Origin of the sequence: Streptomyces sp. NPDC096105, assembly GCF_044763335.1 — a bacterium.
Classification (GTDB): Bacteria; Actinomycetota; Actinomycetes; order Streptomycetales; family Streptomycetaceae; genus Streptomyces.
Map to the genome: position 1 here is coordinate 137,905 of NZ_JBIWGC010000015.1, position 25,740 is coordinate 163,644.

The window sequence follows — 25,740 nt, forward strand, 5'->3', positions numbered from 1 at the left end:
GGGCCCGGCCGAGAAGACGCGCGACTGTTCGGGGGACGGGTCGCGCGTCGGGGGGAGGGTCGCGCGCGGCCGAGGGGGAAGACCGCGCGCGACCCGCGTCCTTCCGCGGAGCACCCGTGCAGGTCATGACGCACTGCGCGCCCCGCACACTCCGCGGTGCGGCTGCGCGCCCTGCGCGCCTCCACGCCGATGCACACCTCGTGGTGCTCCCCGGTGCGCCGGGGCGGCTCCCCGCGGCTGCCGGAACGCGCCCATGAACCTCACACCCCGCGCACCCCGCGCCTCCGTGCGCGCCCCGGCGCGCACGGGAGCGCCGGGGTGTACTGGAGCGAACAGCGCGTTCACGTCGTCCGACGGACATACCGGCCCCTGCACCCGTCGACGCACGCGCCGTCCTCGGCCGCCCGGGGCACACGCCCCCGGCGGGAGAGGCCGGGCGGGCGCCCCGAGACGCGTCGGCCAGCCCCACAGGCGGGGAGCGGCGCCCCCTCCGAGCCCCGCGGCAGCGGCCTACCCTCGCCTCGATTCGCGCGGCAGTGTAGACATGGCACATGGTCCGACTCATGGGTCGATCCCGGACCCGGTCGCCCCAGCGGTCCGGTGCGGCGGCTTCGGTGCGGCGCCGGCGGCAGGAGAGCGGCCGCTCGGGGTGGCATCCGGTGGCGGGGCTGCGGTCGGTGGTGAGCGGGCGCAGCGTCGCCGGACAGGTGTTCGTACTGCACCTGGTGATGGTGCTGCTTCTGGTCGTCGCCGCCGTGGTGGCACTGGTGCTCCAGGTGCAGCGGGACAGCACGCAGGAGGCCCGCGGCCGCTCCCTCGCCGTCGCCGAGACCTTCGCCAACGCCCCCGGCACGATCGAGGCGCTGGAGTCCCCCGACCCCACGGCCGTGCTCCAGCCGCGCGCCGAGGCCGCCCGCGAGCGGTCGCACGTCGACTTCGTCGTCGTCATGAACACCGACGGCATCCGCTACACGCACCCCCGCCCGGACCGCATCGGGAAGCGGTTCGTCGGCACGACCGAGCCCGCTCTGGCCGGCGAGCCGGTCGTGGAGGAGATCGAGGGCACCATCGGACACCTCGTGCAGGCCGTGGTGCCGGTGGAGGACCCGGACGGCGAGGTGGTCGGCCTGGTGTCGGCCGGCATCACCACGGAGAACGTCGGCGGAGTGACGGAGGCGCAGCTTCCGCTGGTACTGGGCGCGGCGCTCGCCGCGCTGGCCCTGGCGACCGGTGGCGCGGCCCTGATCAGCAGACGTCTGCTGCGCCAGACCCACGGCCTGGGCCCGCACGAGATGACCCGGATGTACGAACACCACGACGCCGTGCTGCACGCGGTGCGCGAGGGCGTGATGATCCTCGACGACGACGGCACGCTGCTGCTCGCCAACGACGAGGCGCGCCGTCTGTTCAGCCTCCCCGAGGACGCCGAGGGCCGGCACGTCCGGGACCTGGGGCTGGATCCGGCCACGACGGAGCTGCTGTCCTCGGGCCGGGTCGCCACGGACGAGGTGCTTCCGGTGGGTGACCGGCTGCTCGCGGTCAACCAGCGTCCCACCGACCCGGCGGGCCGCCACCGCGGCAGCGTCACCACCGTCCGCGACTCCACCGAGCTGCGGGCGCTGTCCGGCCGGGCGGAGGAGTCCCGCGAGCGGCTGAACATGCTCTACGACGCGGGCGTGGGCATCGGCACGAGCCTGGACGTGGCGCGGACCGCGCAGGAGCTGTCGGACCTGGCCGTGCCCCGGTTCGCCGACTTCGTCACCGTGGACCTGTTCGAGTCGGTGCTGGGGGGCGGTCACCCCGACGCGGCCGCCGCGCTGCGCCGCACCGCCCGGACCGGTGTCGCCGACGACGCCCCGCTGTACCCGAGGGAACAGCAGATCCGCTTCGTCGGGTCGTCCCCGCAGGGCCGCAGCCTGACGACCGGCCGGGCGGTGCTGGAGCCGCGGCTCGACGAGGCGCCGGGCTGGCATGCCCAGGACGAGGAGCGCTCCGCGCAGGTGGTGGAGTACGGCATCCACTCGCTGATCACGGTGCCGCTGCGGGCCGGCTCCCTGGTCCTGGGCGTGGTCAGCTTCTGGCGTTCGCGCAAGCCGGAGCCGTTCGACGACGACGAGCTGGCGCTGGCGGAGGAGCTGGTCGCGCGGGCCGCGGTGTCCATCGACAACGCCCGCCGCTACACGCGCGAGCACAGCATGGCGGTGACGCTGCAGCGCAGTCTGCTGCCGCGCACGCTGCCCGAGCAGAACGCGCTCGAGATCGCCTACCGCTATCTGCCCGCGCAGGCCGGGGTGGGCGGCGACTGGTTCGACGTGCTGCCGCTGTCCGGCGCCCGGGTGGCGCTGGTGGTCGGCGATGTCGTCGGGCACGGGCTGCACGCGGCGGCCACCATGGGCCGGCTGCGCACGGCGGTGCACAACTTCTCCGCGCTCGACCTGCCGCCCGGCGAGCTGCTCGCGCTGCTGGACGAACTGGTCGGCCGGATCGACCAGGACGAGGCGCAGGACGAGCACGTCGCCCCGGTCATCGGCGCGACCTGCCTGTACGCCGTGTACGACCCGGTGACGCGGCGCTGCACCGTGGCACGCGCGGGCCATCCGCCGCCGGCGCTGGTCCGGCCGGACGGGCACGTGGAGTTCCCGGACGTGCCCGCCGGTCCCCCGCTGGGCCTGGGCGGCCTGCCGTTCGAGTCGGCCGAGCTGGACCTGCCGGAGGGCAGCAGGCTGGTGCTGTACACCGACGGACTGGTCGAGGACCGCGAGCACGACATCGACGTCGGTCTGGAGCGGCTGCGGGAGGCGCTGGCCGGCGCCGGGGACTCCCCGGAGGAGACGTGCCGGGCGGTGGTGGAGGCCCGACGTCCCGCGAAGGCGGCCGACGACATCGCGCTGATCGTGGCGCGGACCCGGGCGCTGCCCGCCGGGCGGATCGCTCAGTGGCCGGTGCCGTCGGACCCGGCGGCCGTGGGCGAGGTGCGGGCGGCGGTGACCCGGAAGCTGGCCGAGTGGGGGCTGGAGGAGCTGACGTTCGGCACGGAGCTGATCCTCAGCGAGCTGGTCACCAACGCGATGCGGCACGGCGCCGCGCCCATCCAGGTACGGATGCTGTACGAGCGTCACCTGATCTGCGAGGTCTACGACAGCAGCAGCACCGCCCCGCACCTGCGGTACGCGACCATGACGGACGAGGGCGGGCGCGGACTGTTCCTGGTCGCGCAGCTCGCCGAGCGCTGGGGCACGCGCTATCTGCCCGCCGGGAAGGTGATCTGGGCGGAGCAGAACCTGCCCTGAGGCTCCGTGAGGACCCTGGCGCCGCCCCATAAGATCACCTGGGGACAGGGCATAAGATCGGCTTATGAGCCCATAGACCGGACCCGCGTACCAGGTAAGGCAAGCCTCAGTTTAGGCTTTCCCGCGAGACGCTTGTCATCGCTCGAAGGGAACCTGACCATGCCCCGCCCCCTGCGGGTAGCCATCGTCGGATCCGGCCCCGCCGGGATCTACGCCGCCGACGCCCTGCTCAAGTCCGACGTGGCCGCCGATCCCGGTGTGTCCATCGACATCTTCGAGCGGATGCCGGCGCCGTTCGGACTGATCCGTTACGGCGTCGCCCCCGACCACCCGCGGATCAAGGGCATCATCACCGCCCTGCACCAGGTGCTCGACAAGCCGCAGATCCGCCTGTTCGGCAACGTGGACTACGGCACCGACGTCCACCTCGACGACCTCCGCGCCTTCTACGACGGTGTGATCTTCGCCACCGGCGCCATGGCCGACCGCGCGCTGCCGATCCCGGGCATCGACCTGGACGGGTCCTACGGCGCCGCGGACTTCGTGTCCTGGTACGACGGCCACCCGGACGTGCCCCGCACCTGGCCGCTGGAGGCGGAGAAGGTCGCGGTGCTCGGCGTCGGCAACGTCGCCCTGGACGTGGCGCGCATCCTCGCCAAGACGGCCGACGAGCTGCTGCCCACCGAGATCCCGCCGAACGTCTACGAGGGCCTGAAGGCCAACAGGGCGATGGAGATCCACGTCTTCGGCCGCCGCGGCCCGGCGCAGGCGAAATTCAGCCCGATGGAGCTGCGGGAGCTGGACCACTCCCCCAGCATCGAGGTGATCGTCGACCCCGAGGACATCGACTACGACGACGGCTCGATCGCCACCCGGCGCGGCAACAAGCAGGCCGACATGGTCGCCAAGACCCTGGAGAACTGGGCGATCCGCGACGTCGGCGACCGTCCGCACAAGCTGTACCTGCACTTCTTCGAGTCGCCCACCGAGATCCTCGGCGAGGACGGCAAGGTCGTGGGCCTGCGCACCGAGCGCACCGCCCTCGACGGCACCGGCAACGTCAAGGGCACCGGCGAGTTCAAGGACTGGGACGTCACCGCGGTGTACCGCGCGGTCGGCTACCTGTCCGACAAGCTGCCCAAGCTGCCCTGGGACATCGAGTCCGGCACCGTGCCCGACGAGGGCGGCCGGGTCATCCAGGAGACCGGCGAGCACCTGGCGTCGACGTACGTCACCGGCTGGATCCGGCGCGGTCCGGTGGGCCTGATCGGGCACACCAAGGGCGACGCCAACGAGACCGTGGCCAACCTGCTGGACGACTACGCCCACGGGCGGCTCGGCACGCCCGGCTCCCCGGACCCCGAGGCGGTGGACGCGTTCCTCGCCGAGCGCGGCGTCCGCTACACCACCTGGGACGGCTGGTACCGCCTGGACGCGGCGGAGAAGGCGCTGGGCGAGCCGCAGGGCCGTGAGCGCGTGAAGATCGTCGAGCGTGAGGACATGCTCCGCGAGAGCGGCGCCTGACACCCTCGGGCCCCGGGCCGGGGCCCGTCCGCCGGACGCCCGGCCGGTTCCGCGCCGGCCGGGCGTCCGGCGTCGTCATTCCGGCAGGGCCAGCCGGGCCGTCTCGCCCGGGTCCACGCGGACCGCGCGGTGTCCGGGCAGGTGCACCTCGATCGGGGAGTGGCCCGCGGCGGGCACGGTGATCTCCAGCAGCCTGCTCTCCAGCCGCAGCCGCACACCCCAGTGTCCGTGGTAGCGGACGGTGAAGCCGTAGGAGGACAGCTCCGGCAGGGGCACGGGGTCGAGCCACAGGGCTCCGCCGCGCGTCTCCAGGCCGGTCAGGCCGCGTTGCACCAGGTCGAGGGTGCCGGCCATGGCGCCGAGGTGGATGCCCTCGCCCGTGGTGCCGCCCTGGATGTCGGCGATGTCGGACTGAAGGGCCTCCTGGCAGAACTTCCAGGCGTCCGCGCGGCGCGCCCGGGCCAGGATCCAGCCGTGCACCAGGCCGCTGAGGGTGGAGCCGTGGCTGGTGCGGTGCAGGTAGTGGTCCACCGTGCGCCGCCAGGTCCGTTCGTCCAGGCTCAGTCCCAGCCGCCGGAAGACGCCCTGCAGTTCGGCGGGCGAGAACAGGTAGCCGAGCATGAGGACGTCCGCCTGCTTGGACGCCTGATAGCGGTTGACGGTGTCGCCCTCGGCCTCCAGGATCCGGTCCAGCCGCCGGATGTCGCCGTACCGGCGCCGGTAGCCCCGCCAGTCCAGCTCGGCGAGTTCGCCGTACCCCTCGAACTGGCTGATGACGCCGTCGTGGAAGGGGACGTGCAGGGTGCGCGAGACGTGGTCCCAGTGGTCGAGTTCGGCCTCGTCGAGGCCGGTGCGCTCGGCCAGCTCGCGGCGGCGCGGGGCGGGCAGGTGGCGCAGCACCTCCACGGTGCGGGCGAGCACCCAGGCGGCCGTGACGTTGGTGTACGCGTTGTCGTCGAGTCCGGGCTCGGGGGCGTCCGGGTAGCCTTCGTGGTACTCGTCGGGCCCCACCACGCCCTTGATGCGGAACCGGCCCAGCCGGTCGTCGAAGGCGGCGGAGCCGGCCCAGAAGCGGGAGATCTGCAGCAGCATCTCCGCGCCCTTGGTGTGCAGGAACTCCTCGTCGCCCGCGGCCTCGCAGTACTGCCACACGTTGTACGCGATCGCCGAGCCGACGTGGTGCTGCAGGTGCGAGTGGTCGGGCAGCCAGCGGCCCGAGCGCGGGTTGAGGTGCAGCTGCTGGGTCTCCTCACGGCCGTCGCTGCCGCTCTGCCACGGGTACATCGCGCCCCGCAGCCCGGCGTCGTGGGCGGCCGTGCGGGCGCGCTCGAGGCGCCGGTGGCGGTAGTGCAGCAGCGCCCGGGAGACCTCCGGGAAGTGCAGGTTCAGGTACGGCAGGACGAACAGCTCGTCCCAGAAGATGTGCCCCCGGTACGCCTCTCCGTGCAGGCCCCGGGCCGGGACCCCCACGTCCAGGTCGGCGGTGTGCGGGGAGAGGGTCTGCAGGACGTGGAAGAGGTGCAGCCGCAGGATGCGCCCCGCCTCGTCGGGCACGTCCGGTTCCGCCCGGCGCCAGAGCTGCTGCCAGGCCGTCAGATGGGGCGCCAGCAGCTCGTCGAAGCCGGCGGCCCGGTGCACCCGGTCGACGGCGGCGTGCAGCGGGTCGCTGATGGCGGGGTCGCGGGAGGTGTGCAGGGCGACGACCTTGTCGACGGTGAGGGTCCGGCCGGCCGCCAGCTCCAGCCGGGTCGCCTGCACCGCGCGCGGCCGGTCGTGCCGGACGATGACGGACGCGGGCGAGGTCAGCCGGGAGGCGAGGGCGACGCGGATGTCGGAGGTCCGGGTGCGGCAGCGCAGCCAGACGGTGTCGCCGCGCGAGCTGCCGGTGAGCACATGGGTGAGGTGGCGGCCGTCCAGGTCGGCGTAGCGTGCCACCCCGGCGTTGGTGACGCCCCCGTCGAGTGCCGCCTCGACCTCCAGCGGCCCGGAGAACCCCTCGGCGGTGAACTCGGTGCGCAGGCCCGCGAGGTGCGGGTCGGCCATGTGGACGAACCGCAGTTGCCGCACCAGGAGCGCGCCCTCGGATCCGAGCCCGTACCGGGTCCGGCGCTCCATCAGCCCGGAGGACAGGTGCAGCGTGACGGCGTGCTCCAGGACGGTCCCGGTGTCGGGGGTCAGCCAGTCGTCGCCGGGCAGCCGGAACCGCAGCGGCAGCCAGTCGGGCAGGTTGACGACGTCCTCGTTCTCCACCTGCCGGCCGCCGACCGCGGAGACGAGCCGGTTGTAGACGCCGGCCGCGTAGGTGCCCGGGTAGTGCACCCCGTCGGCGGTGCACTCCGCCAGCGCGCCACGGGTGGCGAAGTAGCCGTTGCCGAGGGTGCACAGTGATTCGCGCAGACGCTCGTCGGCGGGGTCGTAGCCTTCGTACTGCCAGGTCCAGCCCGTCACTTCGCCGCTCCTCCCGCCGACGACCGCCGCGCACACGGTCGTACGGTCCCGTACGAGGGCGCCGGGGTGCCGCGGCGGCCCGGCGCCGTCACCGGCGGCGAGTCCTCCCTGCCGGGGGCCGGGCGGTCCCGCCGCGACCGGAACGGCGCACCGAGTACCCCCGGCCGGAGCGCACCACACACCGCCGGGGAGGGAGGGCTACTGCTCGCCCACCGGCACCCGCCACACCAGGGTGGTGCCGCCGCCGGGGGTGTCCGAGACGTCGAAGGAGCCGCCGAGCTGCTCGGCGCGCTCGGCCATGTTGCGCAGCCCGCTGCGCCGGCCGCCGGGGGGCAGGCCCACGCCGTCGTCGGCGACCGTCAGCCGCACCTCGCGCCCGTCGGTCTCCAGGGCCACCTGGACGTGGCCGGCGCGGGCGTGCCGGGCGACGTTGGTGAGCGCCTCGGAGAGCACGGCCACCAGATGGTCGGCGGCCTCCTTGGAGACGTGGGTGTCGATCAGGCCCTCCATCCGTACGCTGGGCGCGAAGCCCAGCAGCGGGGCGGCCTCCCCGACCAGCCGTACGACGCGGGCGCGCAGGCCGGCCCCGGCGCCGCCCGCGGGCTCGCGCGAGCGCAGCCCGAAGATGGTCGACCGGATGATCTTGATGGTCTCGTCGAGGTCGTCGACGGCCCGCAGCACCCGCTCCGAGGCCCCCTCGTGCTCGATGAACCGGCCGGCGCTCTGCAGCGTCATGCCGGTGGCGAACAGCCGCTGGATGGCCAGGTCGTGCAGGTCGCGGGCGATGCGGTCGCGTTCCTCGAGCACGGCGATCTGTTCGGCGTCCTGGCGGCGCTCGGCCAGCTCCATCGCCACGGCGGCCTGGGCGGCGAAGCCCCGCAGCGGTTCGATCTCCTTGTCGGTGAAGACGGGGCGACCGGCCGCGCGGACCAGCAGGAGGATGCCGCGCACACCGTGCTCGCCGCCGATCGGCACCGCCACGGCCGGGCCCAGCCCGGTGAAGGTCTGCGGGCCCCGGAGGACGCGTTCGTCGTGGGCGATGTCGGCGGAGGTGACGGGGGCGGCGGCGGCGAACGCCCGCCCGAGCAGGCCGCCCTCGGCCGGTACGACGAGGCCGCGGTGGGGCTCGGCGTCCTGCCCGAGGGCGAGTTCCACGGTCAGCGAGTCGGTGCCGGGCATGGGCACCGCGACGACGGCGAGGGCGGCCCCGGTGATCTCGCGGGCGCGCTCGGCGACCAGCAGCAGGGCCTCGCCGCGCTCGCTGCCGGACATCAGCCCGTGGGTGATCTCGGCGTTGGCCTGGAGCCAGCGCTCCCGCAGCCGGGAGTCCTCGTAGAGGCGGGCGTTGTCGATGGCGACGCCCGCGGCGACCGCGAGGGTTGACAGGACCGACTCGTCCTCCTCGTCGAACTGCAGCCCGCCGCGCTTCTCGGTCAGGTACAGGTTGCCGAAGACCTGGTCGCGGACGCGGATCGGGACGCCGAGGAAGGTGTTCATCGGCGGGTGGTGCGGCGGGAAGCCGTAGGAGGCGGGGTGCTCGGACAGCTTGGCCGCCCGCAGCGGTTCCGGGCGGCGGATCAGCTCGCCGAGGATGCCGTGGCCCTCCGGGAAGTGCCCGATGCGGGCGATCTCCTCGTCGCTGACGCCGACGGTGTGGAAGGCGGACAGCCGCTTGCCGTCCGGGCCGATCACGCCGAGGGCGGCGTACTGGGCGTCCACCAGCGCGGCGGCGGCCTCCACGATGGAGTGCAGCGCCTGCTCCAGTTCCAGTTCCCGGCCGACGGAGAGGACCGCCTCGAGAAGGCTGTGCACCCGGTCGCGGGTGCCGCGGGCCGCGTCGATGCGCGCCTGCAGCTCCTCCAGGAGTTCGTCGAGCCTGAGCTGCGGCAGCCGTACGCGCGCGTCCTCGTCCCGTTCCGGGGGCGTGTCCCGCCCGGCGTCTGTCACCCGTGTGCCTCCTGTCCCCACGCTCCGGCACCGCCCGCCCGGCGTCTGCCGGGGCGGACCTCGGTCACGGTCCAGTGACCGTGACGGTACGGCATCGGACGGGACGCGCATCCGGCGGGGACCACCGAGCGGGAACCGTCCCGTGCCCGTCCGCGGCGTCCGCGGCCCCGCGCGCCGGAAGACGGTGGGCGGGGCCGCGGACGCGGCCCGGCGGGGGGTGTCAGACCTCCAGTTCGTTCTCGATGCGGCGCAGCTGGTGCCGCGCCATGGCCAGGTTGGCCCGGTTGGAGTCCAGCACCAGGTAGAGGAAGAGGCCGTTGCCGCCGCGCCCCTTGAGCAGGCGGATCAGGTGGTACTGGCTGTTGAGGGTGATCAGGATGTCCTCGATCTCCTCCTTCAGGCCCAGCAGCTCCATGGTGCGCAGCTTGGACCGCACCACGTCGGTGTTGCCGGCCGCGGCGACCTCCAGGTTGAGTTCCTTGCCGCCGCCCAGGGTGCCGAGGGCCATGCCGCTGGTGTAGTCGACGAGCGCGGCGGCCGTCGCGCCGTCGATGGAGCTGAGGCATTCCTTGAGCGACGTCTCGGTGTTGGCCATGAGTGGTGTCCTTTCCGGATCGTGAAGGGGGGTGCGGGCCGGCGCCGTCGGTGTCCGGGCGTCCGGCCGGGGGGTGAGGTGTCGGTCAGCCGCCGGTCTGGGGCCGGGGCCGGTGGGCGGGGCGCTGCGGGGTCCGTACGGGGAGGGTGCCGATGAGCCGGGACCGGTCGGCGGGGCCCGGGGCGCCGGCGCCCTCGTGGGCGGCGGGCCGGTCGGCGTGGCGTCCGCCGCCGGGGCCGATGCGGGCGTCCACCAGTTCCGCGATCCGGGCGCCGCTGCGGCGGCCCTCCAGGTGGAGCCGGCCGACGTTGACCCGGTCGTCGGCGAGGAGGGTGAGCACGGCGGTGCTGCCGGCCGCGTAGGTGGCGATGTAGCCGAGGCCGCCGCGGACCAGGAGTTCGCGGAAGTCCCCGCGGCCGGCCGCGTCCGTCATCCGGCGGGCGACGCCGAGCGCGGCGGCCGTGAGCGCGGCGAGCCCCTCGGGTTCGGTGCCGGGCACGTCGTGGGCGAGGACGAGTCCGTCGACGGTGGCCGCGAGGGAGCCCGCCAGTCGCGGGACGCGGGTGCGGAGCCGACGCAGTTCGTCCAGCACGTCGGTCTCGACGGCCATGAGCAGTCTCCTTTCGGCACGCTGCCGGCGCGTGCGGATCACAGTGCCTCCAAGGCGTCCAGGAGCCGTCTCAGCAGCGCTGTGTCGGGCTCGTCCCAGTCGGCGCGGCCCGCGCCGGGGACGGGGCGGACGGGCGGGGCGGGCGCGGGGGGCGCGGGGGCGACCAGACCGTCGGCGGCCAGCCGGCGCAGTTCGACGAGGGTGTGGAAGGTGCGGTGGGCGAGGGCGGACGCGATCTGCGCGGCGGTGCGTCCGCCGTCGACCAGGGCGAGGGCGCGGCCCCTGCGGGGCGGCAGCGCCCCCGGGTCGGCGTCGGGCGTCCGGGTCAGCGGCGCGGTGTCGACGGCCGGGTCGGGCCATATGCGGTCCAGCAGGGCGCGGCGGCGGTACGACTCGCGCAGCACCGTCGCGACCGGGACGGGGCGGACCGCGCCGAGCCAGTGCGCGACCCCGGGGCGGAAGCGCAGGGCGGTGCCGTCGTGGGCGAGCGCGAAGTACGCCGCGTCGAACAGCGCGCCCAGGTGGGCCAGTTCGAGCGCGCCGGCGGTGAGGCGCCCGCTGTCCACGAGCTGACGGCCGACCCGCTGCCGGGCCCCGGCCCGCTCGACCGCCTCCCACCAGCCGGCCGGGGCCAGGGCGCCGCTGCGGGTGAGCAGGTCGCCGAGGCCGGGGCTGTGGGCGGACTCGGCGTGGACCACGCGTCCGGCGGCGAGGTAGAAGATCCCGGAGCGTGTGGTGAGCGCTCCGGTGGCCCGGTCGGCGGCGAGCGTGTCCAGCAGTTCGGGGGCGGACCCGTCCGCGCGGGCGGCGGCAGCGGTCATCCGAGCACCATCCGGTCCGCCATCTCGGCCAGCCGGATACGGGCCAGGGCGAGGTTGCCGTCGGCGCGGTCCAGCCACAGGAACAGGAAGACCGTGCTGTCGAAGGTGGTGACGACGAACCGCAGCAGGTGGAAGGCATCCGCGGTGGTGAGGATCAGGTCCTCCACGGGCGGTTCCTCGCCCCGGCCGGCGTGCGCGGGGGCGAGGGCGCCGCTCTCCATCGCCAGGCGGGCCAGTTCGGCGGTCTCGGCGGCGGTCGCCTCGACGTCGCCGCCCGGCGCCTCCCCCACCGCGCCCAGGGCGAGCCCGCTGATCCAGTCGACCACCAGGGCGCCACGGGCCCCGGGCAGTCGCATGGCTTCCAACAGACTCTCGTCGATTCCGGGCACGCCGGATCCCCCTCCTCGAACGGCCGTACCGCGAACGTGACGCCGACGTTACGGTGTGTGCTCGGTCATGGTGAGGGCTTTGGCGATTTCCCGGGGAATATGCGACACGGACATCCGGGCGCTGATAGGGTCCGCGCTCCTCGCCTCCGGCCGGGGGCGGTACGCGCGGCCCACGCGGGCGTTTCCCGAGCAGGCGCCCGCGCGTGTGCGGGCGGAGCCGGCCCCGACGCGGACGGCGGGCCGGCCCCGCCCGCGCGGACATGGTGACGACCGGGGACCAGGTGGGACCACGGGTGAAGGGGCGTCACCGGATGCGCGCCGCGCACACCCCCCGCGCGTCACGCCGAACACGGCCGGGACGCCGGCCGTCCGGGCGGGCCGCCGCGGGCCGGACAGCCGTACGGCGCAACCCGGCGTCCCGTCGTCCGGCGCGGGCGACGATACTGAGGGCAGCACGTGCCCCCGCTGACGACTGGACCCATGCCGATCTCTGCCACAGCCCGCCCCACCGTCCCTCCCACCGTCCGGGCGACCCGCGGCCGCCACGTCGGAGAGCGGGCCGAGGAGACGCTCCGGCGCGGCCTCCTCGCCCTGAAGGACGCCGGGCGCATCGACGACTTCCTGGAACTCCCGGCGGACGACACCAAGCCCGACCTGGTGTTCGAGTCCCGGACGCGGGTCGGTGACGGGGTCACGGTCCGCGCCCGGCTCACCCTCGCCCCCGCCAAGGGGAAGGGGCGCGAGCGGGACTGGCTCCTGGTCGCGGAGGCGGAGCAGCCCTGGGACCGCTCCTGGCCGTCCCCGGTCACCCTGTTCTGGCCCTCCGAACCGGACGCCGCCTGGAACCACGACCCCGCGTCCGGACTGCGCCCCGGGGAGATCAACCCGCTCCCGGAGGACGACAAGGACGTACGGCGCCGGCTGCGGGACTGCGCACGCGACCCCTGGTACATCCACGTGGTGGTCCACGAGGCGATGACCCCGGACGAGCGCGGCCACGTGCCGCTCGCGCACTGGCTGCCGCCCGGGCTGCGGCACCGGGTCGTCGAGCACCGGGCCACCCCGCAGCAGGCGCGGGTGACGAACTGGGCGCTGCGGGAGTTCGACGTGGAGGTCCCCCGGGGCGGCGCGGCGGTGCTGCCCGGCCGCCCGGCCCCCGACGGGTACGAGCCGGACGCCTTCGCCGTGCGCGCGGTCTTCCTCGACGGCACGGAACCGGCGGACCTGGTCGACGCGGTGGTCCGCTACGACGCGCTGCCGAGGGAGCTGCCGGAGCAGGCCGCTCAGGCGCTGACCGCGCTGCGGGAGGACTGGCACCTGCTCACCCTCGCCGAGGAGCTCGAGCGGGAGCGGGCGCTGGTGGCGATGTACGCCGAGGCGCTGGACGCCATGACGAAGTCCCGCGACCTGTACCGCGAGGCCGCCGAACGCGCCCACGAGGCGCTGGCCGCGTACCGGGAGGCGGGCGTCGCCGCCCCGCCCCCGGCCCAGCCGCCCGGGCCCCGGACCCCCGCCCCGTTCCAGCAGCTGACCCGCACGCTGGAGCGCCTGAAGGCGGGCGGGTCCCGGCGTGTCCGCTCGGCCCAGGAGGGCACGGACGCGGCACCGGGGCCGACACCTTCGGACGACCGGTGAGCCGGCGGGCCGCGGTACGCGGTCGTCGTGACCGACCGTACGGGGACCGCCCGGGACGTGCCCGCCCGCGTCGGCCTCGGGACAGTGTCCGTCGGGCACGGTGACGCCCCGGCCGGGTGAAGGCACCGGTGCGCCTCGCCAGGGAGCGCGCCGGCCTCGACCGTGAAGGCGTGCCGTACCGGGCCGACGTGCACCCGGGCCGTGCCGGACGGGCCACGACGGCCGGTACGCCGGGAGGGCCGGCGAAGGCCTCGAAGCGGTGGCCGCCGCTGCGGGCCGCGGTGCCGGGCGGTGGACGGGGGCCGGGCCGGCGCTGCCCCGTCCACCGCCCGAGACGGCTCCGGGAGTCAGTCCGTGGCGTGGTGGGGTTCGGCAGGCGGCCACGGGGACCAGCGGGTGCCCGGGGCCGGGGCGGCCACACGGACCACCAGGGCCACCAACGTCAGCAGCGCCGCCGCGACGGCGGCCGACGTGGCGAGCCAGGCCGGCGCGAGGGCGAGGTCGACCGCCCTCGGCAGGGCCGCCTCGGAGAACGAGCCTCCGTAGGCATGGGCGGCGGCGAGCACGGATGCCGCCACGACCCCTGAGGCGAGCGCGGCCACCGCGGGGCGCACGACGAGGACCAGCGCCAGCACCGTGCACAGCACCGACAGGCCGACGGCCAGGACGTGCACGTCGAGTGACACACCGTCACGTTGCAGCGGGAAGTGGGTCACCGCGCAGACGGCGAGGGCCACGGCCGCCGGCCAGCTCGTCCAGATCACCGGCCGGGCGACGGGCCGGGACGCGCGGGCGGCGGTGCCGGGGCGGCGGGCCGGACGCGGCGTCCGGCGGGCGGCGGGGCGAGGGCGTCCGGCCCGCAGGACGCCCCCGCGGGGGGCCGTGGCGCGCTCGGCCTCGGGGCGGAGGCCCTGTTGCCGTTCCTCTCCCGGACCTTCCGTCCCCCGCGCGGGCCGCGCCTCGGCCGCGGCCGTGGCCGTGGCCGCCCGGACGAGGTGCTCGGGGGGCCGGTGGGCGGCCAGACGGTCGATCAGTTCGACCAGTTCGTCGACGGAACGGCCGGTGGCGGCGGCGCGCAGGGCCTCCTCGCGGCAGTGCGGCGCGAGGGGCTCGTTGTGCAGGAGCGCGACGAGGAGGGTGACGTCCTCCACCGGGCGGTGGGCGGCGGCCGCGCGGATCGTCTCGTCCGCGCTGGCGGCGTCGCGGGGAGGGCGGGTCAGCAGGGCGACCAGCCGGGTGACGTCCTCCACGGACCGGTCGACGCCGGCGGCGCGCAGGGCGTCGACGACGGCACGGGTGTGCTCGGGCGACCGTTCGAGCGCGGTGATGAGGTCGACGACCTCTTCGAGGGGACGGTCGGACACGGCGGCGTGCACCAGGTCGGTGACCGGATCGGCGTACGGCCGCCCGGTCGCGCCCGCCGCCGCACCCGGCGGGCCGGCGGGCGTCCGCGCGTCACGGGGGCCGCGCGCGTCATGCGTGTCGCGTGCGTCACGGGGATCGCGCGGCTCTCCCGGCTCCCTCGGGGCGCGGGTGTCCATGGGGTCCACCGGATCGGGCGTCGCCACCAGGTCCTCCGGCCTTTCCGCGTCGGCGGGTCCGTGGCGCCGTCCGACCGGATCGCGTGGGTGGTTGCCGTGTACGGGATCGCGGGAGTGGTGCGCGTCGGCCCGAGGGGCCGGGTGGTCCGCCCCGGACGGGTCACGCGGGCGTGCGGTGTCCGCCGTCGGGTCCGCCGCGTACCCCGTTCGGTCGACCGGAGCCGGGTGCTCCGCCGTCCGGGAGCGTGCCCGGGCCGGCTCGGTCCGGTGCGTGCCGGTCGCGGTGCCCGTCGTGCCGGCGGGCGGAACCGCGGGCGGGTCGACGGGTATGCCGGATCCGTTGGAGGAGGACGACGAGAAAGTGGTCATGATCGACTCCAGGGTGAAGACTGATGACCATTACTAGGCTCCCCCACCGCGTGCTGCCACTTGGCTGAGCCGCAGGGATGACCTGCGACGATTCCGTGTTTCGGGTGGTGTTCACGGGGCATCGGTCGCGTGCGCGGCATGGCCGGTCCACGCCGCCTTACCGGGGCCCGGAGCGGGAATCCGTTTTCTCGAGGACTGTGTCGCGGCGCGAGGCCGCGGCACGCGGCTCACCGGGAGGAGGGCAGTGAACTTGGACACGTCCACCGTGGTGTGGGGCGTCGCGGTCCTCGCGGCCGTGATGCTGGCCGGCGCCGTGGCCGTGCTGGTCCGTCTGGTCCGCACGCGGCGGGAGTTGCGGCGGGCGGGGCTGCCCACCGGGCCCCGCTGGGTGTTCTGGGGCGCGGTGCTCTATCTGGTGCTGCCGGCCGATCTGTTGCCCGATCCGGTGTACCTGGACGACATCGGCGTCCTTCTGCTCGCTCTGCGCACCATGCGTGGCTCCCTCGGCGCGGGGGTGCCCGGAGTACCCGGAAGGCGGCCGGGCCGGCAACCCGCCGATGATTACGCTCCGTGAGGAAACCAACCACCCGTTCGATTCGTATAAGTCTCTGGAAGCCAACGCTAGTCGGCGGACCAAGCGGCGGCGCACAGAAGGCCGTTGCCTGATCGGCGCAGCACCGACGAGGGAGAGACGATGCAACCGTTCGCGCTCAACTACGCCCGTCCGGCGGTGGAGTTGGCCGTTGCCACTCCGTATGCGTATGACTCCGGACTGCAGTTGAACGTCCTCGGTGACGGGCGGATCGCGGCCTGCGACCACGCGCTGTTGCGCGAGGTGGGGACGACGACGTCCACCGCGGGCTCCAAGACCCACTTCGACGACTGAACGCGGACCGTAGACCATGACCGTGCTGATCCTCACCTGCGAGGAGGATGTGACCGCCGACATGGTGGTGGTCCATCTGAACGGCGCAGGGGTGCCGGTGGTCCGCCTCGACCCCGCCGATCTCACCGGGGGCGTCTCACTGTCCGGCGAGTACGTCCACGGCCGGTTCCGCGGCCATCTGTCCGCCGGCGGACGGCTGGTGAGCATCGGCGGGCTGCGGTCGGTGTGGGTGCGCCGGCCCGGCACGCCGGCCGGGCGCGCGCCGCAGCCGTCCGCGTGGCTGACCGAGGAGGCGTCGCAGGCGCTCTACGGCATGCTGCGCGGCTGCGACGCGCGATGGATGAATCACCCGGACGCCGCGCGGCAGGCCCGCCACAAGCCGTGGCAGCTGCGCCTGGCCCAGCACTGCGGGCTGCCCGTGCCGGCGACGGTGATCACGACGTTCCCGCGCGCGGCGCGGGAGTTCGCGGAGCGCTTCCCGGACCTGGTGGTCAAACCGGTGTCGGGGGCGCACCCGCAGGACCCGCCGCGGGCCGTGCCGACCAGCAGGGTGCCGCCGGACGCGGACTTCTCGGCGGTGGCCTACGGGCCGACGCTGCTCCAGCGGCGGATCGCCAAGCGGGGCGACATCCGGCTCACCGTGGTGGGCGACGTGCTGCTGGCGGCGCGCAAGGCGGCGACGCCGGACGCCGACCCGGAGGTGGTGGACGTGCGGTTCGCCGCGCCCGGGCCGCCGTGGGAGCCCGCGGAGGTCCCGCCGCGCACCGCGGCCGCCGTGCTCGACTACATGCGCCGGGCGCACCTGGCGTACGGGGCCTTCGACTTCGCCGAGGACGCGGACGGGACCTGGTGGTTCCTCGAGTGCAACCAGTCGGGGCAGTTCGGGTTCGTCGAGGTGGAGACGGAACAGCCGATCGCGCGGACCATCGCGGAGTGGCTGTCCCGTCCCGTGCCCGAGGAGCCCGCGGAGCTGGACGGGACGATCACCACGGCGCGGTGAGCTTCCCGCCACCGCGCCGGGCGGGGGCGGAGCGGGCGCGGGTCAGTGCGGCCGGGGCCCGGGCAGCAGGGCGGCGCGGTGCCAGCCGTTGCCCTGGGCCGGCGGCCGGTCGAGGCCGGGGCCGTAGCCGGGCGACTGCAGGGGCCGCATGACCGACTCCAGTTCCCTGTGCACGCGTTCTGCCTCGCGGCGGACCTGTGCGGGCACGTCGCCGCACTCCGCGATGAGTCGGTCGTAGATGGGGGAATCTCGGAACACCCGACAACGTGCCTTTCTGCTCGGCGGTCCCGGTGCGGGACCGCGACTGCCGAGTGTAGGCGGCCACCGGGGGTGAAGTGGGCGTTCCGGGCGTCAGGCGCCCGTCGTGGAACCGGGCCGGACGATCATCAGGACGGTGACGGTCGCCCAGAGCAGGTTGAACACGCCGGTGAACATGGCGAGTTGTGCGGTGCTGCGCCGTTCCACGGGCCTGCGCTCGGTCACCTGCGCGACGAGTTCCTCCTGACGGGGGAGCACGAGGGCGATGAGCGTACCGGCGGCGACCGCGGTCAGGAGGACCGAGGCGACGAGCCAGGCGTCGCCCAGGACGCCCATCGCGAGGGCGGTGGCGAGGCCCAGCACCGGCACGAGCACGCCGAAGCCCGCGTAGACGCGGCAGATGCGGTGGAGCAGCCGCACGGCGCCGGCCGTCCCCGCGCCGGGATCGGACCCGTCCGCCGGGGCGGCGCGGCGCACGGCCGGCGGGAACATGCTGGCGGCGACGGTCACCGGACCGACGGCGACGATGGCGGCCAGGACATGGAGGGACAGGAGCAGCTTGGTCACCGGGACTCTTCCTCGACGTGGGCGGGATGCCGGGCTCACGCTAGGGGCCGTCGCGGCGGCCGGACAGCGGCTGGACCGACAGTTCCCCACGGGTTCCCGCCAACGCCTCCGGCCAGGTGCGCATCGTGTCGTCCCAGGCACGGACGCGTGGCGGGAACCTGTCTAGGGTGGCGTTCATGCACTCCGTGGCGATCCTCGTTCTGGACGGTGTGGTGCCGTTCGACATGGCGGCCCCCATGCAGGTGTTCGACTTCACACGGCTGCCCGACGGGCGGCATCCGTACCGCGTCCGGCTGTGCGCCGAGCGGCCGGAGGTGGCCGCGGACGGTGGCTTCGCGCTGCGCGTCGGCCGCGGGCTCGAGGCGCTGGCCGACGCCGACACGGTGATCGTCCCGGGGCGCGCCCCGGGTTCCCCGCCGCCCTCCCCCGAGGTGCTCGCGGCGCTGCGGGAGACGGCCGCGGCGGGCACCAGGATCGCGTCGGTGTGCGTGGGCGCCTTCGTGCTCGCGGAGGCGGGGCTGCTGGACGGGCTGCGCGCCACCACGCACTGGGTGGCCGCCGAGGAGTTCGCGCGGGCGTATCCGCGGGTGGAGGTGGAGCCGGGCGTGCTCTACGTGGACAACGGGCGGATCCTCACCTCGGCCGGAGCCGCCGCCGCGCTGGACATGTGCCTGCACATGATCCGCCGGGACTTCGGTTCCGCGGTGGCGGCGAACGCGGCGCGGATGTCGGTGATGCCGCTGGAACGGGAGGGCGGGCAGGCCCAGTTCATCGTGCACGAGCACCCGCCCGTGCCGCGCGGCTCGGACCTGGAGCCGCTGCTGGAGTGGATCGAGGACAACCTCGCGCGCGAGGTGACGCTCGCGGCGATGGCGGCGCGGGCCGGGATGAGCGAGCGCACCTTCAGCCGCCGCTTCCGCGAGCAGACCGGCACCACTCCGCTGCAGTGGCTGCTGCGGGCCCGGGTGCGGCGCGCCCAGTACCTGCTGGAGAACAGCGACCACACGGTCGACCGGATCGCCCAGCAGGCGGGATTCGGGTCCCCCACCGCGTTCCGCGAGCGGTTCCGCAAGGTGGTGGGCACGACCCCGTACGCCTATCGCAGGTCGTTCGTGGGCGGGCGCGCCGCCGGCGTCCCGGCGGACGGCCGTCCCCCGGGCTCAGACGGCCAGCGGCAGACCGCTCTCCCCGTCCGCCCGGGGTGACCGGCAAAGGTCGGTCCGGGCCCGGGCGAGCAGGTCGTCGGCGCGCGCGATGGCGTCGTGGACGCCGACCGTGCCCATCGTCGCGCAGAGCCTGCGGGTGACGTCCTCCAGCTCCCTGGTCACCGCCGGGTTCTGCCGTTCCGCCTGCGCGATCCGCAGCGTCGCATACCGCGTCAGCAGCCGCCTGACGGCCTTCGGATCCGGTACGAGCACGTAGCGCCCCTCTCATGTTTTTCGCTGCGTATGCCCGAAGACGACGAAAGCACGCACTTCCTCCGCTCTGCTGATCGAAATTGACCAAAAACATTCGCTCTGCGACCGGGTCACGGGGACGGGTGACCGTTCGAGCCACCTGACGGCGGTTCAGGCCACCTGACCGCCGTGCAGCGCCGTGTACGCGCCGCCGCGCCGCAGCAGCTCCTCGTGCGTGCCGACCTCCTGGATCGCCCCGTCGGACATCACCACGATCCGGTCGGCGCCGCGCACCGTGGACAGCCGGTGCGCCACCACGAACGTGGTCCGTCCGCGCAGCAGCCGGGCGAGCGCCTCCTGCACCAGCGCCTCCGAGCGGGTGTCCAGCGCCGAGGTCGCCTCGTCCAGCACCAGCACCTTGGGGTCCCGTATCAGGGCGCGGGCGATGGCCAGGCGCTGGCGCTGCCCGCCGGACAGCCGCGCCCCGCGCTCCCCGACGAGGGTGTCCAGGCCCTGCGGCAGCCGGTCGACGAACTCCAGCGCGTTGGCGTCGCGCAGCGCGGCCCGGACCGTCCCCTCGTCCGCGTCGTCCATCCCGTACGCGACGTTCTCCCGTACGGTGCCGTCGAACAGGACCGACTCCTGGGGCACCACGGACAGGAAGCGCCGGTAGGTGCGCAGGTCCAGGGTGTTCATGTCGGCGCCGTCGACCAGCAGCCGGCCCGAGGTGGGGCGGATGAACCCGATGACGAGGTTGAGCACCGTGGACTTGCCCGCGCCGGACGCGCCGACCAGGGCGATGGTCTCGCCGGGGGCGACGTCGAGGGTGAAGTCCCGCACGGCCGGACGCCCGTCGCCGTCGTAGGCGTGCCCGACGTGCTCGAAGGTGATCGCGCCGCGCAGCGCGGTGAGTTCGGCCTTGCCCTCGTTGTCCTCCAGCTCCGGCGCCTGCAGCACCTCGCCGACCGACCGCACGGACTCCAGCCCCTTGGTGACGACCGGCGCCAGACCCGCCAGCGTGGTGGTGGAGTTGGTGAGCGTGGTCAGGAAGGCGCTGAGCATCACGACGTCGCCGGCGGTGACGCCCCAGACGCCGTGGTACGACACGAGGGCGGCGCCGGCCAGCACCATCACGCCGACCACGTTGAGGACCACCCACGCCAGCGAGCCGAACCGCCCGTTGACCAGGTCGAGGCGCATCCCGGAGGTGAGCAGCCGGTCGAGGGTGCCGTGCATGCGGCGCAGTGCCTTGCCCTCCAGGCCGTGGGCGCGGGTGACGGGGATGAGCCGGGTCATCTCGGTCACGCGGGAGGACAGGGTCTCCACCTCGTGCCGGAAGTGCTCGTTGTGGGTGCGCAGCCGCGCCCTCAGCCGGGCGACGAGCAGGGCCGCGGCGGGCACGACGACGAGGAAGACGGGCAGGAACTCGGGGGTGCGCACGCCGATGATGACCAGACCGCCGGCCAGCACGGTGAGCGCGCCGAGCCCGGTCTCCGCGGTCTGCTGCACCATCTGCTCGACGGTCTCCACGTCCCGGACCACCTTGGCCTGGAGCACGCCCGCGCTGACCCGGGAGTGGTAGCCGAGGGAGAGCTGCTGCATGCGGGTGCACAGCGCGGAGCGCAGGGCGGTGCCCATGCGGCGGACGCTGCCGTACAGCAGGCGGACGTACAGCACGTGCAGCGGGTAGTTGACCAGCAGGATGACCATGATGACGCCGGTGCTGGTCCACAGCCGGGAGACCGGCTGGTGCTGGACGACGGTGTCGATGATGGACGCGGTGATCAGCGGCAGCAGCCAGACGGGGCTGTGTTTGACGGTGAAGACGACGACGGCCGCGGCGAGCCGGCCGCGGTCCGCGCGGAGCAGGTAGCCGAGGGTGCGCACCGGATGCTCGCCCCGGTAGCGGTGGTCGAGCGGTCTCGTCTGCGGCGATGTCATGGGCGGTGGTCCTCCCCCTGGGAACCGGCGGGCCGGCGCGAAGCCGCCCCGGGACGGCCCGCGCCCCGCGCCCGTCGGGGGCGCCGGGCGCGGGAACGGCTGCTCAGGCCGCGTCGAGCTGCGCGATCTCCTCGGCGCTCAGCACGAGGTCGGCGGCGCGCACGGAGTCCCGGACCGACTCCGGACGGCTGGCGCCCGGGATCGGCACGACGACCGGCGACCTGGCGAGCATCCAGGCCAGGCACACCTGGTGGGCGCTCACCCCGTGCGCCTGCGCGACGCGCGCGAACGGCTCGTAGGTGGAGCCGAGTTCACCGGCCTTGGTGATGCCGCCGAAGGGGCTCCAGGGCAGGAAGGCGACACCGAGCGCGTCGCACAGTTCCAGCTCCGGCTCGCTGGAGCGGAAGGCGGGCGAGAACTGGTTCTGCACGGAGACGAGACGCCCGCCGAGGATCTCCTGGGCCTCCCGGATCTGCTCGGGGCCGGCGTTGGAGATGCCGGCCATGCGGATCTTCCCCTCGTCGAGCAGGTCGCGGAGGGCGCCCACGGACTCGGCGTACGGGACGCGGGGGTCGGGCCGGTGGAACTGGTAGAGGCCGATCGCCTCCACGCCCAGCCGGCGCAGGGACGCCTCGCAGGCCCGCTTGAGGTGCTCCGGGCTGCCGTCGAGGGTCCAGCTGCCGTCACCGGGGCGCAGGTGTCCGCCCTTGGTGGCGACCAGGACGTCGCCGCCTCGCTCGTGGGAGGCGAGCGCCTTGGCGATCAGGCTCTCGTTGTGCCCCACCTCCCCGGCGTCCCGGTGGTAGGCGTCCGCGGTGTCGATCAGGGTGACGCCCGCGTCCAGGGCGGCGTGCAGGGTGGCCAGGGAACGGGACTCGTCGGGTCGCCCCTCGATCGACATGGGCATCCCGCCCAGTCCGATCGCGGAGACCTCGACCTCACCGATACGACGCGTGTGCATGTGCGAGAAGCCCTTTCCGGCTGTCGTGCTGGCGGTCGTGGAAAGCGCGTACCAGCCTCGTCGCCACGCGCCCGGAAATCCAACGCGGAAATCCGAACGGATTCATCGGACCGGTCACTGAATCGACCGGCCCCTACGCTGCTCGGCCGTGCCCGGCACCACCGTCACCACGCGCTCCTCCGCCCCGGCGCCGCGCTGCCCCGTTCCGGGAGGCTCCGACGGCCCCGCTCCTCCCTCCGTACCTCGACGTCGACGGGAACGCCCGGCAGGCGACGGAGTGCCACGAGGGGGTTTCCGGCGGGGAGCCGAGCCCCACCCCTTCGGTGAGGCCGGCGGCGTCGGCAGGGGCGCGCCGACAAGATCACGCATGGCATGCCCACCACCACCGACGGCTTCGCGGTCAGGAGCTCGGACATGCCGTCGGGCCCGGCGGGTCGGCGGTTGACACGGCGTTCCGGCGGGGATCATCGTGCAGGTCTGGCGCGCGCCGGCGGGGCGCGGCGCGGAGATCGGCCCGGCGGCGGACGGCGCCCCCGGGGAGAGGCGGCGGCATGCGGATCGGACTGCTCGGCACCGGACCCTGGGCGCGGGCGGCGCACGCCCCCGCGCTGAGCGGCCACCCGGACCTCGACTTCGCCGGCGTGTGGGGCCGCAGGCCCGAGGCCGCCGGCGAGCTGGCCACGGTGTACGGCGTCCGGGCGTACGAGGACGTCGACGCGCTGCTCGCCGACGTGGACGCGGTCGCCGTGGCGCTGCCCCCGGCCGTGCAGGCGGAGCTGGCGGTGCGGGCCGCGCGGGCGGGACGCCATCTGCTGCTGGACAAGCCGCTCGCGCCGACGGTGGCGCAGGGGCGTGCGGTGGTGGAGGCCGTCGAGGCGGCGGGGGTGGCCTCCGTGGTCTTCTTCACCACCCGCTTCCAGCCGGAGCCGCAGGCGTGGATCGAGGAACAGGGGCGCGTCGGCGGCTGGTTCACCGGGCGGGCGCAGTGGCTCGGCGCGGTGTTCACCTCCGGGGACGACCCCTTCGCCGCCTCGCCCTGGCGGCGGGAGAAGGGCGCGCTGTGGGACGTCGGCCCGCACGCCCTGTCCGTCCTGCTGCCGGTGCTGGGCGAGCCGCGCCGGGTGACGGCGGCGGCGTACGGGCCCGGGGACACGGTGCATCTCGTCCTCGACCACGCGGGCGGCGCGTCGAGCAGCACGACCCTGAGTCTGACCGCTCCCCCGGCCGCCGCGGGCGCCATGGTGGAGCTGCGGGGCGAGTCCGGGGTGACCGTGCTGCCCGAGACCGGGCAGGACGCCGTACCGGCGCTCCGCCGGGCCGCCGACGCGCTGATCGCCGCGGCCGGCTCCGGTACGCCCCACCCGTGCGACGCGGCGTTCGCCTTCACCGTCACGCGGGTCCTCGCCACCGCGGAGACGCTGCTGCACAGCGGCACGCACTGAGCACCGGACGGTTCGGCGAGCGCGGAGCGGCCCCGCCGCCGGCACCGGGCGGAGTGCGGCCGGTGCGCTGCGTGTCCGGCCCGCCGGGACCCGCTTAAACGATCCTTAAGGACCGGTTAAGCGATCGTGCGCGCTGTGTCGCCCTTTCAAGAAGGCGCAGGTCAGCGGGTGTCAGGGACAAGTCGGACCCGTTGGCGGACCCGGCCCCGGTCCCTACCATCGGTGCCGCGTGCCGGTCCCGACGCACGGCCTGAGAGCGCTCTCACGCGCTTCCCGGGCCGGTCGGCCGGTGTGCCACCGCAACCCGCACGAGCACTCTGGAGATCCCCCACATGACTCCTCGGCACCAGCGCGCCCTCGGCCGGCGCAAGCTCCTCCTCACCCTCGGCGGGGCCGCCGTGGCCCTGCCCGCCGCCGCGGTGATCGCCCCCCACGCCCTCGCCGACCAGTCCGGTGGGCGCCCGTCCGGCACGAAGGCGGCCGCCTCGCTGCCGCTGACGATCGTCAACGACAGCGGCTCCTTCGACAACGCCTCGGTGCACCTGTACGTCGTGGGCAACGCCGACGGCCGCCAGGTCCGGCTCACCCCTGACGGGACCCTCGCCCCGATCGACCTCGCCGACAACGGCCCGGACGGCTTCACCGACTACGCCATCAGCCTGTCCGGCGCCGAGACGACGCTGTCACTGCCGCACATGTCCGGCCGCATCTACGTCGCGCTCGGCGAGAAGCTGAAGTTCAAGGCCGTCGCGGACGGCAACGGCGCGCCCGCGCTGCAGTACCCGGCCGGGTGGGTCTCCTCGGACCCCAACTACGGCGTGCTGCACGACTGCGCCGAGTTCACGTACAACTCCGCCGGGCTGTTCTGCAACACGACCATGGTCGACATGTTCAGCGTGCCGCTGAGCATCCGGCTCACCGGCGCCGAGGACCAGACCACCGGCACGGTCCGCCCCGGGGGCCGCGCGGCCGCGTTCGCCGCCGTCCGGGAGACGGAGGCGTTCTCGCGGCTGGTGGTGGACGACACCCGGATCATCGCGCCCGGTCACGGCCTGGACGCCGGGCTGTTCGCCGAGGACTACTTCGCCCCGTACATCGACGAGGTGTGGAGCGCCTACACCGGCCGGGACCTGAGGGTCACCACCAACGCCGGCACCTTCACCGGCCGGGTGCGCGGGGGCCGGTTCACCTTCGACGGGCCCGCCCAGGTCGCGTTCGACAAGCCGTCCACCCGCGACGTGCTGTTCTGCGACGGCGCCCTGGCCGCGCCGAACGACGGCACCACGGGCCCGGTCGCCGCGGTCCTGGGCGCGGGTTTCAACCGCTCGACGCTGCTCAGCCACCCCGAGCAGCCGACCACCGACCCCGCGGAGTTCTACCTGACCGAACTGACCAACCACTACTCCAAGGTCATGCACACGGTCACCGAGGACGGCCGGGCGTACGGGTTCGCCTTCGACGACGTGGCGGACTTCGCCTCGTACATCCAGGACACGGCCCCGGCCGCCCTGCGGCTGACGCTCACGCCCTTCGAGTGAGCGGGAGCAGGTTTCCCGGGGGCCCGGCACGGTACCCCGGCATGCACGGGGAGGCCCCGCGACCCAGGGGCCGCCGCAGGCGCTCCACGGCGGGCGTCACGGCGCTCCGGGTGCACGGCGGGCCTCCGCGGTGAAGGCTGGATACGGGACCCGGCGCCAGGCGCCGGGCCGTACCAGTGATCCGGACCCGAGGAGCCCGAAGATGTCGACGTCCCAGCCCGACGCGTCCCGGCAGAGCGAGGACCGCGTCACCCCGGACAGCCTGCTCCACACCCGCACCGGCGGCGAGGTGTCGCCGGAGGACCTGGTTCTCGCCAGCGGCAAGGACCTCACCCCGCAGAACCTCGAGTGGGCCAGGCGGAAGCTGGCCGAGGAGGGTCCCTCCGCGATGGAGAAGATCCTTCCGTAGTCACCCCGTCGCCTTCTCCCCGCTCCCTCGGCAGCGGGACGCCGTCGGGGCCCGGGGCCACCGCCGGGCCCCGGGGCCCCCCCGGGGGAGGCCCCCCCGCGCCCCCCCCCGGGGCCCCGGGCCCGCGGGGGCGGGGGCCTCCACCAGAGTAGGGGGCCCCCCACCCCCCCCC

22 protein-coding genes are annotated in these 25,740 nt (G+C 74.6%); 10 read left to right on the forward strand and 12 right to left on the reverse strand.

Translation table 11 applies throughout. The features are described from left to right. The first annotated feature begins 563 nt into the window (after positions 1-563). Entirely contained in the window at positions 564-3,290 is a 2,727-nt protein-coding gene (locus ACIQ8B_RS23115) for a SpoIIE family protein phosphatase (protein ID WP_403549209.1), read from the forward strand. Between the two features lie 159 nt (positions 3,291-3,449). Next, on the forward strand, positions 3,450-4,814 hold the full coding sequence (locus tag ACIQ8B_RS23120) for an FAD-dependent oxidoreductase (protein WP_106411041.1): 1,365 nt from the start codon (positions 3,450-3,452) through the stop codon (positions 4,812-4,814). Between the two features lie 75 nt (positions 4,815-4,889). On the opposite strand, the gene ACIQ8B_RS23125 is transcribed toward ACIQ8B_RS23120, so the two are convergent. The 6 genes from ACIQ8B_RS23125 to ACIQ8B_RS23150 form a co-directional block, all read right to left on the reverse strand. Beyond that, the gene (locus ACIQ8B_RS23125) at positions 4,890-7,262 is read right to left on the reverse strand and encodes a glycoside hydrolase family 65 protein (RefSeq protein WP_403549211.1); all 2,373 of its coding nucleotides are present in this window, start codon (positions 7,260-7,262) and stop codon (positions 4,890-4,892) included. A 198-nt stretch (positions 7,263-7,460) separates the two neighbouring features. Further along, positions 7,461-9,209 (reverse strand): GAF domain-containing protein, encoded by a 1,749-nt coding sequence (locus ACIQ8B_RS23130; RefSeq protein ID WP_403549213.1) that lies wholly within the window; start codon positions 9,207-9,209, stop codon positions 7,461-7,463. Positions 9,210-9,429: 220 nt separating this feature from the next. Then, the gene (locus ACIQ8B_RS23135; RefSeq protein ID WP_106411044.1) at positions 9,430-9,804 is read right to left on the reverse strand and encodes a hypothetical protein; all 375 of its coding nucleotides are present in this window, start codon (positions 9,802-9,804) and stop codon (positions 9,430-9,432) included. 85 nt (positions 9,805-9,889) lie between these two features. After that, the gene (locus ACIQ8B_RS23140) at positions 9,890-10,414 is read right to left on the reverse strand and encodes a roadblock/LC7 domain-containing protein (RefSeq protein WP_403549216.1); all 525 of its coding nucleotides are present in this window, start codon (positions 10,412-10,414) and stop codon (positions 9,890-9,892) included. A gap of 38 nt (positions 10,415-10,452) precedes the next feature. Further along, entirely contained in the window at positions 10,453-11,235 is a 783-nt protein-coding gene (locus ACIQ8B_RS23145; RefSeq protein ID WP_403549218.1) for a hypothetical protein, read from the reverse strand. Continuing rightward, the gene (locus tag ACIQ8B_RS23150; RefSeq protein ID WP_290003329.1) at positions 11,232-11,624 is read right to left on the reverse strand and encodes a hypothetical protein; all 393 of its coding nucleotides are present in this window, start codon (positions 11,622-11,624) and stop codon (positions 11,232-11,234) included. Before ACIQ8B_RS23150 ends, ACIQ8B_RS23145 begins: the two co-directional genes overlap by 4 nt. 480 nt (positions 11,625-12,104) lie before the next feature. Between ACIQ8B_RS23150 and ACIQ8B_RS23155 the strand changes: the two genes are divergently transcribed. Continuing rightward, positions 12,105-13,259, forward strand: a complete 1,155-nt coding sequence (locus ACIQ8B_RS23155) for a hypothetical protein (RefSeq protein ID WP_403549220.1) — start codon at positions 12,105-12,107, stop codon at positions 13,257-13,259. Positions 13,260-13,606: 347 nt separating this feature from the next. Here ACIQ8B_RS23155 and ACIQ8B_RS23160 read toward each other — a convergent pair whose 3' ends face one another. Continuing rightward, on the reverse strand, positions 13,607-15,169 hold the full coding sequence (locus ACIQ8B_RS23160; RefSeq protein WP_403549222.1) for a hypothetical protein: 1,563 nt from the start codon (positions 15,167-15,169) through the stop codon (positions 13,607-13,609). 250 nt (positions 15,170-15,419) lie between these two features. On the opposite strand from ACIQ8B_RS23160, the gene ACIQ8B_RS23165 reads away from it, so the two are divergent. The 3 genes from ACIQ8B_RS23165 to tgmB all read left to right on the forward strand — a co-directional run bounded on the left by ACIQ8B_RS23165 (position 15,420) and on the right by tgmB (position 17,055). After that, the gene (locus ACIQ8B_RS23165; protein ID WP_290003323.1) at positions 15,420-15,743 is read left to right on the forward strand and encodes a YkvA family protein; all 324 of its coding nucleotides are present in this window, start codon (positions 15,420-15,422) and stop codon (positions 15,741-15,743) included. A 120-nt stretch (positions 15,744-15,863) separates the two neighbouring features. After that, positions 15,864-16,055, forward strand: coding sequence for a putative ATP-grasp-modified RiPP (tgmA, locus tag ACIQ8B_RS23170; protein WP_004935783.1), 192 nt, complete (start codon positions 15,864-15,866; stop codon positions 16,053-16,055). Positions 16,056-16,071: 16 nt separating this feature from the next. After that, positions 16,072-17,055 carry an ATP-grasp ribosomal peptide maturase gene (gene tgmB, locus ACIQ8B_RS23175; RefSeq protein ID WP_403549225.1) on the forward strand — a complete coding sequence of 328 codons (984 nt, stop codon included), beginning with the start codon at positions 16,072-16,074 and terminating at the stop codon, positions 17,053-17,055. Between the two features lie 42 nt (positions 17,056-17,097). Here the strand turns inward: tgmB and ACIQ8B_RS23180 are convergent, their stop codons facing one another. Continuing rightward, positions 17,098-17,313, reverse strand: coding sequence for a hypothetical protein (locus ACIQ8B_RS23180; RefSeq protein WP_290003308.1), 216 nt, complete (start codon positions 17,311-17,313; stop codon positions 17,098-17,100). Between the two features lie 93 nt (positions 17,314-17,406). After that, on the reverse strand, positions 17,407-17,880 hold the full coding sequence (locus tag ACIQ8B_RS23185) for a hypothetical protein (RefSeq protein ID WP_106411052.1): 474 nt from the start codon (positions 17,878-17,880) through the stop codon (positions 17,407-17,409). A 176-nt stretch (positions 17,881-18,056) separates the two neighbouring features. Here ACIQ8B_RS23185 and ACIQ8B_RS23190 point away from each other — a divergent pair, with 176 nt between their 5' ends. Then, complete coding sequence (locus ACIQ8B_RS23190; RefSeq protein ID WP_403549227.1) at positions 18,057-19,085, forward strand: GlxA family transcriptional regulator; 1,029 nt, start codon at positions 18,057-18,059, stop codon at positions 19,083-19,085. Here ACIQ8B_RS23190 and ACIQ8B_RS23195 read toward each other — a convergent pair. From ACIQ8B_RS23195 to ACIQ8B_RS23205, 3 genes are all read right to left on the reverse strand, one after another. Continuing rightward, positions 19,041-19,298 carry a DUF5133 domain-containing protein gene (locus ACIQ8B_RS23195; protein ID WP_290003303.1) on the reverse strand — a complete coding sequence of 86 codons (258 nt, stop codon included), beginning with the start codon at positions 19,296-19,298 and terminating at the stop codon, positions 19,041-19,043. The genes ACIQ8B_RS23190 and ACIQ8B_RS23195 overlap by 45 nt on opposite strands. A 150-nt stretch (positions 19,299-19,448) precedes the next feature. Next, positions 19,449-21,218 carry an ABC transporter ATP-binding protein gene (locus tag ACIQ8B_RS23200; protein WP_403549229.1) on the reverse strand — a complete coding sequence of 590 codons (1,770 nt, stop codon included), beginning with the start codon at positions 21,216-21,218 and terminating at the stop codon, positions 19,449-19,451. A gap of 103 nt (positions 21,219-21,321) precedes the next feature. Beyond that, complete coding sequence (locus ACIQ8B_RS23205; RefSeq protein WP_106411055.1) at positions 21,322-22,179, reverse strand: aldo/keto reductase; 858 nt, start codon at positions 22,177-22,179, stop codon at positions 21,322-21,324. A gap of 551 nt (positions 22,180-22,730) precedes the next feature. Between ACIQ8B_RS23205 and ACIQ8B_RS23210 the strand changes: the two genes are divergently transcribed. From ACIQ8B_RS23210 to ACIQ8B_RS23220, 3 genes are all read left to right on the forward strand, one after another. Then, positions 22,731-23,621 (forward strand): Gfo/Idh/MocA family protein, encoded by an 891-nt coding sequence (locus tag ACIQ8B_RS23210; RefSeq protein WP_403549232.1) that lies wholly within the window; start codon positions 22,731-22,733, stop codon positions 23,619-23,621. 332 nt (positions 23,622-23,953) lie between these two features. After that, on the forward strand, positions 23,954-25,159 hold the full coding sequence (locus ACIQ8B_RS23215; protein ID WP_403549234.1) for a glycoside hydrolase family 64 protein: 1,206 nt from the start codon (positions 23,954-23,956) through the stop codon (positions 25,157-25,159). A 202-nt stretch (positions 25,160-25,361) separates the two neighbouring features. Continuing rightward, positions 25,362-25,568, forward strand: coding sequence for a hypothetical protein (locus ACIQ8B_RS23220; protein ID WP_106411058.1), 207 nt, complete (start codon positions 25,362-25,364; stop codon positions 25,566-25,568). The last annotated feature ends 172 nt before the right edge of the window (positions 25,569-25,740 follow it).